The organism is Salinivibrio sp. MA351 (assembly GCF_001996065.1).
GTDB lineage: Bacteria > Pseudomonadota > Gammaproteobacteria > Enterobacterales > Vibrionaceae > Salinivibrio > Salinivibrio costicola.
Genome location: NZ_MUFG01000002.1, coordinates 154,198 through 168,633, shown reverse-complemented (window position 1 = coordinate 168,633; position 14,436 = coordinate 154,198). Strand labels below are relative to the sequence as shown.

At 51.0% G+C, this 14,436-nt stretch carries 9 protein-coding genes; all 9 read right to left on the bottom strand.

Annotation, left to right across the window (positions count from 1 at the left end):
- Window positions 1-58: 58 nt before the first annotated feature.
- Window positions 59-2,023, bottom strand: a complete 1,965-nt coding sequence (locus BZG78_RS02195) for a family 20 glycosylhydrolase (RefSeq protein ID WP_077660254.1) — start codon at window positions 2,021-2,023, stop codon at window positions 59-61.
- Complete coding sequence (locus tag BZG78_RS02190; RefSeq protein WP_242412970.1) at window positions 2,023-3,999, bottom strand: glycoside hydrolase family 9 protein; 1,977 nt, start codon at window positions 3,997-3,999, stop codon at window positions 2,023-2,025. Before BZG78_RS02190 ends, BZG78_RS02195 begins: the two co-directional genes overlap by 1 nt.
- Window positions 4,000-4,019: 20 nt before the next feature.
- Entirely contained in the window at window positions 4,020-5,015 is a 996-nt protein-coding gene (locus BZG78_RS02185) for an ABC transporter ATP-binding protein (protein WP_077461206.1), read from the bottom strand.
- A 27-nt stretch (window positions 5,016-5,042) separates the two neighbouring features.
- Complete coding sequence (locus BZG78_RS02180) at window positions 5,043-6,032, bottom strand: ABC transporter ATP-binding protein (protein ID WP_077461207.1); 990 nt, start codon at window positions 6,030-6,032, stop codon at window positions 5,043-5,045.
- Window positions 6,029-7,057: an ABC transporter permease gene (locus BZG78_RS02175; protein ID WP_077660253.1), complete on the bottom strand. Its 1,029-nt coding sequence runs from the start codon at window positions 7,055-7,057 to the stop codon at window positions 6,029-6,031. Before BZG78_RS02175 ends, BZG78_RS02180 begins: the two co-directional genes overlap by 4 nt.
- The gene (locus BZG78_RS02170) at window positions 7,054-8,046 is read right to left on the bottom strand and encodes an ABC transporter permease (protein ID WP_025673154.1); all 993 of its coding nucleotides are present in this window, start codon (window positions 8,044-8,046) and stop codon (window positions 7,054-7,056) included. Before BZG78_RS02170 ends, BZG78_RS02175 begins: the two co-directional genes overlap by 4 nt.
- An 83-nt stretch (window positions 8,047-8,129) precedes the next feature.
- Entirely contained in the window at window positions 8,130-9,818 is a 1,689-nt protein-coding gene (locus BZG78_RS02165) for an ABC transporter substrate-binding protein (protein WP_077660252.1), read from the bottom strand.
- Between the two features lie 88 nt (window positions 9,819-9,906).
- Complete coding sequence (locus BZG78_RS02160; protein ID WP_077660251.1) at window positions 9,907-10,107, bottom strand: hypothetical protein; 201 nt, start codon at window positions 10,105-10,107, stop codon at window positions 9,907-9,909.
- Window positions 10,108-10,765: 658 nt separating this feature from the next.
- Window positions 10,766-14,173 (bottom strand): hybrid sensor histidine kinase/response regulator, encoded by a 3,408-nt coding sequence (locus tag BZG78_RS02155; protein ID WP_077660297.1) that lies wholly within the window; start codon window positions 14,171-14,173, stop codon window positions 10,766-10,768.
- Window positions 14,174-14,436 lie beyond the last annotated feature (263 nt).

Genomic DNA, 14,436 nt, shown 5'->3' with positions numbered 1-14,436 from the left:
GGATGCGAGCGCAAAGAGCTGGCAGCGCAGGAGGCACTGCCAGGTGGGCGAATTCGGCCTACTTGTTCGATGCCCAAGGGGAACGGTATTGAATACCGAACTTGTCTAAACGCGGTAACTGCGCTTTGAGTCTGGCCAGATAATCGAGCCAGTCACGGCGCTCACTGTGGCTCCAGGCCGCTTCTGCAATGGCGGTAAGCCTTGGAAACACCATATAATCGAGCCTGTCCTGATTAGTGATCAGTTCACTCCAGAGTGCACATTGTACGCCTAGCATATGCTCACGAGCTGGGTCATCACTGGCGAGGCTTGCTAGCGGCTCATATTGGTAGGCTTTTTCTAATGGTGTGACGCCCGCCCAGTCGAGCCCGGGCTCGGTGGCAGCATAATCTTGCACCATATCGAGATAGGTCGCTTGACCCGGGGTTAAAATCACATCAAACCCATGCTGCGCACAATGCAATGCGGCGTCTTCGCTTTGCCATGAATAGATCACGGTGTTTTTGCTGACTTTATCGCCGTGCTGCACTTCTTCCCAGCCAACCATACGTTTGCCCAAGGCGCGAAGCTTTTGCTCAGCATAGGTCAGTATCTGTCCCTGTAGCGAAGTGGTCGTTTCTCCGTTCATGCGTCTGTCCCGATAAATTGAGCTATCCGTCCATACCCCGTCAGGGACTTCATCGGCGCCAATATGGACCCATGAGGCGGGGAAAAGCTCGGCGACTTCACTTAATACCGTATCTAAAAATCGATACGTGCCATCGAGGGCTGGCGATAATACGTTATCGGTGTAGTGCTGCACGCTGCGGTAAGTCGAGCGGTCGTCGGCATCGTGTAGCCAATCAGGCAGCGCTTTGATGGCTGCGCGACAGTGGCCGGGAATATCAATTTCAGGAATGACGGTAATACCACGGGCTGCGGCGTATTCAATCACGTCACGTACGTCTTCTTGGCGATAATAACCTTCGTGACGTTTTGCAATATGACTGAATTGCGGAGCAAGGCGGGTATTGGGGCCGCGTTGACTCCCATAGCGCGTCAATTCAGGCAGAGCTTTAATTTCCAGTCGCCAGCCTTCATCGTCGGTTAAATGCCAGTGAAAGGTATTGAACTTAAAATAGGCTAACTGGTTAATCAGTCGCTTTACCGTGTCCACCGAATGAAAATGGCGCGCGCAATCGAGCATCATCCCTCGGTAAGCAAAGCGTGGTGCATCGCTGATTTTGATTGCCGGTATTCGAAGCTGTGTGTTTTGCTCTTGGCAAAGTTGTAACAGCGATGCGCAGCCGTGAATAAACCCGCGTTCAGCACAGGCTTGGATCACCACGCCTTGGTCGGTGACGGTGAGCTGATAGGCCTCATCACGGTGTGTGATATCTCGAAGTGCAGAGTCGGGTAAAGGCCGTAAGATAATGGCATGATCGCCAGTGACCGCATCTTGGTGGCGTGGGTCGAGTGCAATATCAGCTTGCGGATACATGCGAACCCATTCGTTGCTTAGCCACTGCGCGGCGGGAAGGGCCTGTGGATCCACCGCGATTAACGGTGTTGTGGGTGAAAACGTAAAGTATCCTGGCTGGTGGCGCACCGATTTGGGTACCGGAATAATGGCGTGCTCGGCGGGATGAACATCTGGAATCGATGAGCGTGTGGTGTGAGTATGCGCTAAATTGATGGGGGTGAGCATCACGGAGTATTGCTCGCCATTGGCATAGAGCAGCGCATCTTTAAAGCCCGCACAAAGGAACCGTAATGGCGGCGTGTGGGCATCAAACTCGATGTATAAGCTCTGATTGGCATCGAGTGTTTGATGCTCCGGTGTAATGACGCAATAGCTGCCAACTTGCTCGATGCTGCCTTGTGACGGGGTCTTGGCGTTGATGAAGCGATCAAACAGTACCGCAATAGACAGCTGATTTAAGGGACAGTCGGTGAGATTATGCAAGGTTAACCCCATTCGGCTGCGCGGTGGAGTGTCATTGGGATACTCGTTGATCACACTAAGATCGAGGCGGTAAGTCATCACGTGTTCTCCTTGTTCGAGTGGCCGTTGCCAGTCAGCGTTTGCGCACTGATGGCGAGCATAAACCAGCTTGCATGTGGCAACCACTGCTCGCTCCATCGCCAGTTTTGCGCCATATCATCGCAATATGGCGCGGGGTTGAATGCAATCTGTGTTTCATCCTCCATCCCTGCGGTAATGCCATTGCAGATCCCCCCTTTGGCATTAAAAAAGCCCAAGTGCGGTAGGTAATCTGGGTTGTTGTGGCCATGCCCATCGAGCATACAGATATCAAATGGATTTAAACCGAGGATCCAATTAAGCGCCCGTTGGCTAAAGGTGTGGAGAGCAGCATTTAGCGCATCGTCTTGAATATGGCGCGTGGCATGACACGCAAAGGTCGCCAGTGACCCCAAGCGTGCATTCTCGCCTTGCCACCAATAGCCGGTTTCATTGTGGTGAGGAATAAAGTGACGCACCTGTTTAACGCCATCGACGGGTTTGACGTACTGACGCGGATACGCGAATGGATTATCGGCGGTTTGTGTTAGGCTCAGCTCAAACTGGCAGGCGCGTTCCAGTGCTGTTTGCGCGATAGCCTGGTGACTGGGTTCGGTTTCTACATCGAGATAGCGAACTAACGCCAACCCGGGCAGACCTGCATCAGCGGCATGGTAAAACGGGCGGCTCCCATCGGCATTGGCCGACCAATAATATTGGCAAGTCTCATCACTGCGTTGCCGTGCGACCAGCTTTTGCATCCAACCTCGTGCCTCGATCAAAAAGGGACAGTCACCGTTCGCACTAATGTGTCTGTCCCCGGAACCTAAAGGTGCCTGTCCCGTTAAATAAGCGTGACTGTCCCCGGTAGATTGCTCTTCGGTAGATTGTCGAGTGGCGTGATGTAACTCGCATGCGGCGAGAAGGGCGCAGGTTTCGTCAATAATGTTGGGCTCACCGTCATCAAGGTAGTGATGGTTATGTTCAACCAAATGCCAGTAGCCACGAATGGCAGCGTCTAAATAGCGTGCTTGTTGGTCAGGCTCTGAGCAAAGTGAGGCTCTGCTTGCGGCGGCAAGGGCTGCAATCGCCATGCCGCCGCCTTGACGAAAGCTGGCTTGGTAAGCCTCACTCATTACTCCATCTTGCGTCGCGTAAGCGCAAAGGGTGCGGCGCTCCGGATCTTTCGACCATTGATCAAACACCGTCATGTAAAAAAAGCCACTGGGGTGTTGCATACGGAGAAGAAAATCGGCGCCGTGTTTCGCTTCATCAGCTAAGCGTGTACGCATAAACGCAGGCAGCGTGTCCGAGCTAAATTGGTTGGCAAGATCGGCCAGCCCCCAAGCCAACAGCGGGATTTGTTGAGGATTAAAGTAATTGGCATAGGAAAGGTGACTCAGGTATTTGCTTACATCGCCAGAGGCATCGTACCAACCGCCGGATACATCCATACGTTCATCAGAACCAAATACCTTGGCGCGCTGATCCGCGTGTTCATAGATACCGCTACACCGCTGCGATTTAAAGTAATGCAGCAGGTCGGAAAACGTGGTGTGAAACAGGCAATCATCTCGGATCTCAAACGGATGCGAATATACCGGTGTGTCTGTTAACAGCACGAGTTGATAGCGTCCGCGATGCGCAAAGGCAGAAAAATCGAGGGTATAAGCCGAGTCCATCTGCCAGTTGTTTAACTGTGTTCCTTGGTGTAATTCAAACTGCGCGACCACTTTATCGAGTGATACTGTGTCTGTCCCACGAACAAAAGTGCCTGTCCCGGTAAAATTGTTTGCACTTCCTGCGGCCTCGTTAAAGTGCCTGTCCCCGGAAGAGGAGGCAGCTTTATCGGCAGTGCTAAATGTGCCTGTCCCCTTAAGAGGAGGCAGGGCAATCAGTACCACGGGTGTGCCGGTGAGGGATTCGCTGTCACTGACGATCACCGCGTATTTGTCACCGTGTAACGAGTAGCCGATGTGATTGGTCAGCACTTGCATGATGGTATCCTTATTGGTCGCTATTGCTCGTACAAATAGCAGCGCACATAGTGGTTGTCGGCGAGCTTGGTCACGCCGGGTAGCTGTTCGGTGCATTTAGCGGTGGCATGTGGGCAGCGGCCGGAAAAAGGGCAGCCGACGGAATCTGGTGTCCACAGTGGGATCTCACCCTTGTTGCCCTTTAGTTCCTCGTGAATGGATTTGCTGGGATCGGGCACCGCTGAGACCAACAGTTGGGTGTAAGGATGCTGAGGGCGATGAATAATTTCTTCGGTGTCGCCCCATTCGACCATATGGCCGACGTACATCACTGCCAAGTCTTCGGCAATGTAACGCGCGGTGGCGATATCATGGGTGATGTAGAGCAGCGACATTTGCTTCTCCACTTTCATCTCTTCCATGAGGTTAAGCACGCCGGCACGAATCGACACATCCAGCATCGAGGTGGGTTCGTCGGCGAGTACCACTTCCGCGCCTACGGCGATGTTACGCGCTAGGTTTATCCTCTGACGTTGGCCGCCCGACAGCTGGTGGGGGAATTTCTCCGCCGTTTCTTTGGCCGGAGTGAGGCCCACTTGCTCGAGCAGCTCGAACACCCGTTCTTTCAATTGGGCTTTGTCGCGCTTGGCGACTTTTTTGTGGATCAATAACGGACGCGCAATATGGTGAAACACATTATGCGTGGGATTGAGCGAGCCAAAAGGGTCTTGCCAGACCATTTGCAGGCCTTCGCGATAGCGCATCAGCTCATCACGTTTTTTAATGGTGGTGATATCGCGTCCCCGGTATTCAATGCAGCCGTCGGTCGGGGCGTACATTTTGGCGATCATTTTCGCGGTGGTTGATTTGCCCGAGCCTGATTCACCCACCACCGCAAGTCCACGGCCTTTGTACATTTTGAACGAGACATCATTGATCGCTCGCATCATGGGTTGTTTAAGGGCATGGCTATTAATAGGGAAATCTTTCACCACGTTTTTACCTTCAACCAGCAGTTCTCCAAGACCTGTACTCATCACTGACTTCCTCACATTGGCACGATATTAGACTTTTTGTTGGGCGATCGGCTCGCCGTCGTATAGGTGGCAGTTGGAATAACGGCCTGGTTCGATTTGGCGCAGCACGGTTTGGGTGGTTCGACACTGTTCATGCACTTGCGCGCAACGTGCTTGAAAGCGGCAGCCGGTCGGGATTTCGAGTAAGTTGAGCGGATTACCTGGGATACCCACCAGTTGGCGCTTGGGCCCGGTGAGTGAGGGGAATGAGCTGCCCAGCCCTTCGGTGTAGGGGTGATAGGGATTGGTAAGTACTTGTTTGGACGGCGCGACTTCAATCAGCTCACCGGAATACATGATCCCTATCCGGTCGGAAAACTCGACCATGAGCGATAAGTCATGGGTGATAAACAGAATCGAAAAGCCAAACTCTTCTTTTAACGCGTAGATTTTTTGTAAGATCTCGCGCTGCACCACCACATCTAATGCGGTGGTGGGCTCATCCATGATGATCATTTTCGGGTTGAGGGCTAGCGCAATGGCAATTACCAAGCGCTGACGCATCCCGCCCGAAAACTGGTGCGGATAATCGGTCAGGCGGCTGGGGTGAATATCGACAATTTCCAGCAAGCCTTGCGCTCGATTGACCGCTTGTTTACGGGTCATATTGGTGTGACGCATTAATACATCGCAAAATTGATCTTCAAGCGTCAGCACGGGATTGAGGGCATTCATGGCGCTTTGAAACACCATCGACATTTCTCGCCAACGAAAATCACGCATGCGGGCATCGCTATAGTTGAGGATATTCTCGCCGTTAAATAGCACTTCGCCGCCGGTGATAAATGCGGGTGGCTTATGCAGACGCATCAGCGAAAAGGCAACGGTGGATTTACCGCATCCCGATTCGCCAGCCAGGCCAAATACTTCACCGGGGGCGATGTCAAAACTGACGTGATCGCAGGCTCGGACATCACCGGCATCGGTAATGTAGTCCACGCACAGATCACGGATTGAGATAAGTGGGGTGCGACTCATGATTTATCTCCACTGATCAACATGTGTTCGGCAACGGGATTCTCGTCTCGGGCTTTCTTTTCTTGCTGGTTAAGTTTTTTCCAGCGCTTCATCCCTTTTTGCGCACGTAATTGCGGGTTGGCTATTTCATCCACTGCGAAGTTGAGCAAGGCAAGCCCCGTCACCAGTAAGGTCAGCGCAATACAAGGTGCGAGCAGCTCCCACCACGCGCCAATCAGCATGGATGACGAGGTTTGTACGTTGTAGAGCATGATCCCCCAGCTGATGGTGTTGGGATCGCCAAGGCCTAAGAAGGAAATAATTGACTCCATGGCAATGGCATACATCACTGAGCCAATAAAGCTGGCGCCGACAATGGGCACGAGGTTAGGCAAGATCTCGACAAAGGTGATGCGAAAGCGCGACTCGCCCAGCACTTCAGCGGCTTTCACGAACTCTTTTTCGCGCAGGGCAAGGGTTTGTGAGCGAACCACCCGTGCTCCCCACGCCCAGGAGGTACAGCCAATAATGATGGCGATCGTCAGCGGCCCGGCTTCGCCGATAAACGCGGCGAGCACGAACAAGAGTGGGTATTGCGGGATCACCAACATGATGTTCATCGCGGCGGTGAGTACATCGTCAACCCAACCGCCTAAATAGCCGGCTGTAATGCCAATTAAGGTGGCGAGTACACACACGGTGATCCCGGCGCCAAAACCGACTGCCAGTGAAACGCGAGCACCATGGAGTAACTGGGACCAGACATCGCGGCCCATACGGGTGGTGCCGAGGGCATGCTCCGCGTCTTTTGACATTAGCAAGGTACGAGGATGGTCTGCTAAGTGGGTGGCGACCCAGCCATCTGAGTTGGCTTGTGCGGCTTTAACCACAAAGCTTGGGTATTCATGCGGGTTACCGGTGCGTTTATCCGGTGCATGCTGGCTTAGTAGTGGAGCGAATATCGCCATTAAGATAAATAAGCCGACAATGATGGAGCCCGCGCGCGCGATTTTGTTGCGCACAATAAGCGTGAGGAGATCTTTCATGATTCTTTTCCTCCGGTTCGCAGGCGTGGGTCAAGCACCACGTACAGCATGTCAGCAATTAAGTTAAACGAGAGCATAAATAAGGTCATAATCAGCAGTTGGCCTTGCAGGACTTGGTAATCTCGCGCGTTAATCGCATTCAAAAGCACCGAGCCAAGACCGGGATAGTTAAAAATAATTTCTACAATCAGCTGGCCACCGATGGCGATACCCAGCGACATCGACAGCGCAGTGACACTGGGCAAGAGCGCGTTACGGGCCGCGTAGTTAAAGACCACGCGGTTTTCGCTTAACCCTTTGCCGCGCGCCATGGTGATGTAGTCTTCCGCCAGCAGATTAATCATGTTGTTGCGCATGTTGACCAAAAAGCCGCCTACTTGAATGATGGAGGCACAAAAAAGCGGGAGTACGGCGTGATAGGCCACATCTTTAATAAAGGTCCAACTGGTCCAGTCGGGCGTGACGCCTGGGGTATAGGCGTATCCGGTCGGAAACCATTTCAACCCAATCGCGAAAATAAACAGCGCGAGCATTGCAATGACCACTTGCGGTACCGCTTGGATAATCAGCATGCCTGGGGTGATCATGGCATCGTATTTCCCGCCGCGTTTCCATGCGGCAAAAATGCCCAAAATCGAGCCCAGTGAAAAAGAGAGCAGCACGGCACTGCCGGCGAGAAAGAGCGACCAGCCAAACGCTTTACCCAGCAGTTCGTTAACTGATAATGGATAAAATTGGATGGAGGTCCCTAAATCCCAGCTCAGCACGTTTTTCATGTAAGTGAAATACTGCATATAGAGGGGGCCATCGACAAAGCCCAGCAGTTGTTTCATTGCCTCAATCCGCTCTGGGGTGACTTGCACCGAGGCGTTGGCAAACATCATGGTGACAGGATCACCGGGCATGGCTCGAGGAATAATAAAATTGAGTGTTGCTGCCACTAAAAGGGCAATCATGTAAAAAGTTAGCCGTCGGAAAAAATAACCCATAACCCACACCTTACACAGCGAAGTGGTGATGTTCGTGGCGTGAACACCGTGGAAAAGCGGGCGCACAATGCGCCCGATAGTGGTTACTGAACGGGTTTAAGGTCCAGTACGTGGAGAAGACGTTCGGGAATGCCGGCCCAGATAGAGGGGCGACCTTTCGGATTGTCTTCGTTCCACCAACCGGTAAAGCGGGTTGTGTTGTATTGATACATTTGCGCGCCAGAAAGCACCGGAATGGTGACTTGATCCTTGGCGATAATCGCTTGAATTTGGTGAGCAATTTCCAGCTGCTCATCTTTATCCGCGGTTTTGTAGAAGCTATCTAACAACTTGTCGAGCTCGGCATTTTGGTAGTAGTGCATCGCAAAACGTGGCATGCCATCGCCGTCTTGCAAGTTAGAGTTATACGCACTGTTCCAGTAAGTGTACGGGTCGGCACCGTGGAAATAGTTGGTGTAGGCCACATCGTAATCGGCTTCGAGCATGGCTTGGTTATACACCGAGAAATCCGGGGTACGTGCTTTTGTTTTGATACCGGCATCGGCAAGTTGCTCAACCGCCAGTTGTACGGTGTTATTAAAGTCAGTCCAGCCATTGGGCGACTGAATTTCTAGCTCAAACGATTTGCCCGATGGTGTTTCAACAAAGCCATCACCGTCTTGATCTTTAAAGCCGGCTTCAGCGAGCAGGGCTTTGGCGCCGTCTAGATCGTAAGTATTGTATTGACGATATTTCTCATGCACTGCGTCGTCTGACCAGGCTTCAAAGGCATACCCAAGGCCGGATGCAAAGTCATTCACCGTGCCACCGCCATAAAAAGCGATATCAATGATGGTTTGACGATCAATCGCCATCGAGAAAGCACGGCGAAAATCGACATTGGTCAGCGCTTCGCGCTTGGCAGGATCGGGGTCATTAAAGTTGACCATAAAGGCCTGAGTGCCGGCAGCCGGATACCAATAGTGATGGTTTGGATTGGCCGCGGCATAGGTGCGATCAATGTCAGGAATAAACGAGGACGTCCAGTCCATTTCGCTATTGATCACCTTACTTAAAAACTGATCGTTATTGGCAATCTGTGGCACACGCAGGCAATCGACGTCGAGATTATCATTATCCCAATAATGCGGGTTGCGGCACTGAATATAGAGTTGCGAGGTAAAGGTATCGACAGTGGTGAAGGGGCCTGACCCGACAGGATTCTCGTTGGTATATGAGGAGGGGTTGTCGATGTTTTTCCACACATGCTCAGGCACCACGGGAACTTTGACAATCTCATAAGGGACGTTCGAATTAGCTTCAGTGAGCTCAAAGCGGATGGTGTAATCATCAACTTTCTTCACATCGTCGATCCACTGGTTAATCCCCGATTGGTCGAGTTCTGGGTTCGCTTTGACCAAATCAAACGAATACACCACATCATCGGCGGTGTAGGCTTCACCGTCTGACCACTTCACCCCTTTACGCAGGGTAAAGGTGACACTTTTTAAATCGTCTGCCATGTCGAAACCCGTCGCAATACGATAAACGGGCTCGTTGCCTTGTAGTTCATTAAAGACGACCAAAGGTTCATAGATAAAGTCGGTCGTCGTGTGAAGATAGGTCGATCCTAAATAGGGGTTAAAGTTACGGACGAAGGTATTGAACTCTTTGGGATGAATGGTGAGCTCACTGCGCTCAGCAGCACTTGCGCCAGCACTCATGCTTAACGCACCAATTATTGCAGAGGCAAGTAGGGTCTTGCTGGCAATTCTACTGTTACTCGAAAACATAGCCATTCCTTACTGTTGCTTTCAGTTCACGTGATGGATAGTGGTGAGCTCTTTAATGGACCGCCTGTGAGCTCAATGTTACCGGTTGCTAACGTTCCGCTGTGGTTGTCGTCATGGTGTTATTGCAAGAGGTCGGCCAGCAACTCCCTTCAATAAGCCCCAGTTGCCCCTTTGCTGCAACGGTCGAAATCGTTAAAACCGTAAAAACACCTTTAATCGCCGTTATTTTCGTTAAAATGAAGGGCTTGAGAAGACGATTGTCCATGCAGTTAATCTCAAAATCGTTCATTTCATCCTCAATAAGCTAAACTTTAAATTATTAATTATCAATTGTTTACAGTGTTATTATTGATAGGTCGACCTATGTCACACACCTTCCCTCTCTTATTTCTCGTCGAAAAATTTATCTTTATTTTTGTTGTGATAAAGCGCGCACTTTCACTTTTAATCTTGGTTTAGATGGCTTTTATCCATGCTGAATAGGCAGATCCATAATGTTGTTTTGTGTCGATTATTAATTTAATAGGAGGGTGATAGTGAGGACAGGTGATAGTGAGGACAGGCACTGTATTGGTGACAGAGAGATATCGGGGACAGACACTTTTAGAAAAATATCGTGATTGTGGGGACAGGCACCTTATGACTAAGGTGCCTGTCCCCGTAAGAAGATAAAGGTGCCTGTCCCCGTAAGAAAGGTGCCTGTCCCCGTAAGAAGATACCTGCAAGAAGAAAATAAAAACGGCATGGACTTAACGTGTCTGTCCTCCTAAAGGGAAATGTGCCTGTCCTCGTAAGGAGCTCTGGACTGTCCTCTTAAAAGAGAAACATGCCTGTCCTCGTAAGGAGCTACTCGTAAGGAGCTAGGAGAAAAGTGTCTGTCCCCGGAAGAGGAGAAAAGTGCCTGTCCCCGGAAGGGGAGGCACTTTATTGCAGTGCTGGGTGTGTTGTTAATCGTCTAACAGTAGTTGGCGCAGTTGTTGGTAGTAAGATTCTAGCTGAGTGCGGGTGGTGCTACGTTTGTCGCAATGATCGAGGATAAAGCGAATGGAATTCAGCACAGTGCGCCACCTTGGCGTTTTGGGAAGGGTTTCTAGCAAGAGGTACTTGTCTAAAGTGCGCGTTTGTAAGCTGCTACGATCAAGGTATACGCGCCATAAGCCGCTTTGTTCGGCAAAGTCGAACTTGGTTTTGCCGGTGGCTTCTTCCCAGTAATCTAACCCTGCAATCATGGCTTCGACAATGAGTTGCCTACGGGTGTTGATTTTACTTTCTTGTTGATGTTCAGCTTTTTCTGCCAACGCCTCAAACTCACCGCCCATGGCTTTTAATGCGTCCAGTTGGCGAATGTCGCCGCCTAATGCATACCCAGAGAGGGCTTCAATCGCACTTTCAAGGCTTTGTATACGGGTTTGAGAAACGGGGGCATCGTTGTTGATCACGTAGAGGCTGTCGATATCAGATTCTGCAGAAAAGCGTAACAACATGCCATCAAGGTGCTCAGGCGTTCCGTCAATGAAGGCGGTAAGTGGCCCTTGATAGCGTTCGCTATGTTGGGCGTGGTCGGGGGCGGTAACGAGCGCGTGGCCGTGCATGCGTTTTACGTCTTCTTTATCGCGCTTAAACAAGCGTGCTGCCGCTTCGTTGACGAACCTAACTTGGCCATCACGACTCATGCCGAGCATGGCTTCGGGCGCAAGAGACAGCTGTGAGATCAGCCAAGATTGTGTTTCGAGCAGGCTGGCTTGTTGTTGTGCGCTTTGCTCTAGTGCCTGTTCAAGGCGTTGATTTTCTTGGCGTCGCTGCTCAGCTTGACTTGCGGTTAGGTGGGTGGCAATCCGTGCGGCCAGCTCTCGTTTATCAAAGGGTTTACTGAGGTAATCATTCGCACCTACGCTAAAGCCATAGACCCTGTCATCCGGCTGGTTGAGTGCAGTGAGCATAATGATGGGAAGTGCGGCATGATCGAAGTGTGTCCTGAGTTGCTCGCAGACGTCAAAGCCACTCATTCCCGGCATCAGTACATCCAAAAGTACCAGATCTGGCGGTGTGGCGATCACGTTATCTATCGCAGTGCGGCCATCGCTGGCGGCTGAAACACGGTAGCCTTCCATGTGAAGAAAGCTGGTTAGGATTTGTTGATTGGTCGGCTCATCATCGACAACCATAATATGCAGCGCGTCTTCGGCTGGAGCGGGGACGCTGGCTTCAGCTGGGTCGGGGAAGCGTTGATCCGCGTCTAAGGGGTGGATATGCTCGGACATTGAGATATGCTGATCAGTCTCATCCGTCAGTGCGGGCATTTCATGTGCTTTGGCAAGCGTGAAACTGAACGTGGTTCCGACCTGTGGTTGACTACTGACATAGAGTTGACCGCCCATCAGTTCAATCAGTTGTCGACTAATCGATAGCCCTAGACCCGCACCGTGTTGATAGTGATAGTGGCCGCTTACTGCTTGGGCAAGCGGCTCAAAGACTCGGCTGAGTTGTTCGGCGGGGATCCCTTTGCCGGTATCAACCACTTGAACGCGAATACGGTCATCAATGGTATCGGCACTGATCACTATTTTGCCTGCATCGGTGAACTTGATCGCATTGCCAAGCAGATTGTACATAACTTGCTCGAGCCGTTGCGGATCGGCGTATACCCATACTGGCGAATCGCTCAGCTGGTTGATGATCTCCAAGGGTTTATCTTTTTTAAGGTGCTTGGCGAGTGAAAGGACCAATTGTGTCATTGCGTTAACATCGACAGGACATTGTTCGAGATCCAGTTGGCCATAACGCATTTTGTGATAATCGAGAAGATCATCAACCAGTTTTGCTAGCCGTTGACCACTGTTCACGATGATCGACAATTGGTATTGATGGTCGCGACTAATTGGGCCGTTCGCACCATCAATCATTGCTTCTGCAATACCTATCATACCGTGTAGCGGCGTGCGTAGTTCATGTGACGTGGTGGCGAGGAACTCATCTTTTAGCGTGTTGGCCAACTGCAGCTCTTGGTTCTGAGCTTTGATGATGGTGAGGTTGGCTTCTAAGGTTTGATTTTGCTGTTGAATTAACTGGATTTTCTCGCGAATGGCATGACGCATGCGCGCAAAACTCACTGCTAGCCGACCCACTTCATCAGGCCGGCGTGTGTGATGGATTTGGGTGTCGAGATCACCGGCACTGACTTTTTCCGCGGCCCACGTAAGCTGAAGGAGTGGTCGAGTAATAAAGTTAGACACATAATGCGATGCAACGACCACGGCGAGGGTCGCGAGCAGCATGGCGACAATAAATAGCTGCTCTAATTGATGGATTCGTGCGAATGCAACTTGTGTGGGTACCTCGGCGACGAGTCCCCACTTTAAACCATGGCTATCAATGGGGGTATAAGCGGCGAGTAATGTCTTGCCCGAGGGGCTTTGGTAACGGGTGACACCTGTGTTCCCCGCTAGCGCCTTGTCCATCACTGGCGTGCTGTTGGTGATCGCTTTAGAGGTTGCTGATTGCGCACGTACTTGGCCGTCTTTTCCCACCAATAAGGTTTGAATACCATTGGACTCTCTTGGTGCCATTAATGCGGCAAGAGCCTGGTTGGGTAGCCGAAACAGGGCATAACTGTGAAGGTATCCTTGTTGAATAATCGGTGCACCTAGCCAAGCCACGGGTATCCCATCTTGCTCGGGTAAGAAATCTGAAATAACGACATGTGGCGTCGGGTCAAGTTTGCCTTGTATCTTTTGGCTGTGCTGTGTCAAGGCTGAGAAGGTGTGCCCCAATGAGGTATCTCGGAATGGCCCTGTGATTAAATTGGTGCCGTAGTTGGCGTGTTTTTTCACCGAGTAGGTGACGTTGCCTTGTTTATCGACGAGTAAAGCATCATCAAAATCCGCGCGTGCCAGTAACGCCTGATAAGCGCGATGATAACGTTGATGGAGCAGCCGATAACGCTCAGTGGCTGAATAGTTGGGATCGTCTTTGGCGACGGGCGTTTTTATTTTGTTCCCTGACTCGGGGAGATAACGGCGTTGGGCGTATTGACGGGCTTGTTCAATGTCAGGGCGTAAGCGGCGAAATGCATCGATCAAACCATAAAAATGGCCGCCACTGGCATAGGCTAGCTCAGAGGCCACAAAGCCTAGCACTTCGGCTTCTTGGGCATTCAAGTAATCATTGATTTGCTGCTGCTTGCTGTCTCGAACCGATAAAAGATGCGCGGTACTTTGCTTTTGCAGATCCTGGCTATAAGCATTTAAAAAAAACAATGCCACCAAAGTGAGTGGAAGAAGGCTTAATAACAAGAATGCCAGCATCAGGGTATGATGAAGGCGTTTAAATGGGTAGACAGCGAGAAACTTCTTCATAATAAACAGCATTTTCCCTACAGCACTTTAATAAAGGTTGTGGGTTCACTCGTCCTGTCTGAGTCAATGTTAACGTGAATAATCAGGCTTGAGGAACGCATCCTGTTACGACGTTACTGCGTTTTTTCGCTTTGACAAGGAAGTATCGATAGAAGCGTGTTGATTGACGCACTTTTCTATGTATCGCTGCAAGTGAGGGTAGGGTGACAGGTATTGCGTTGGCGGAATAAACCTAAAAAAAGGCCTCAGCATATGCCGAGGCC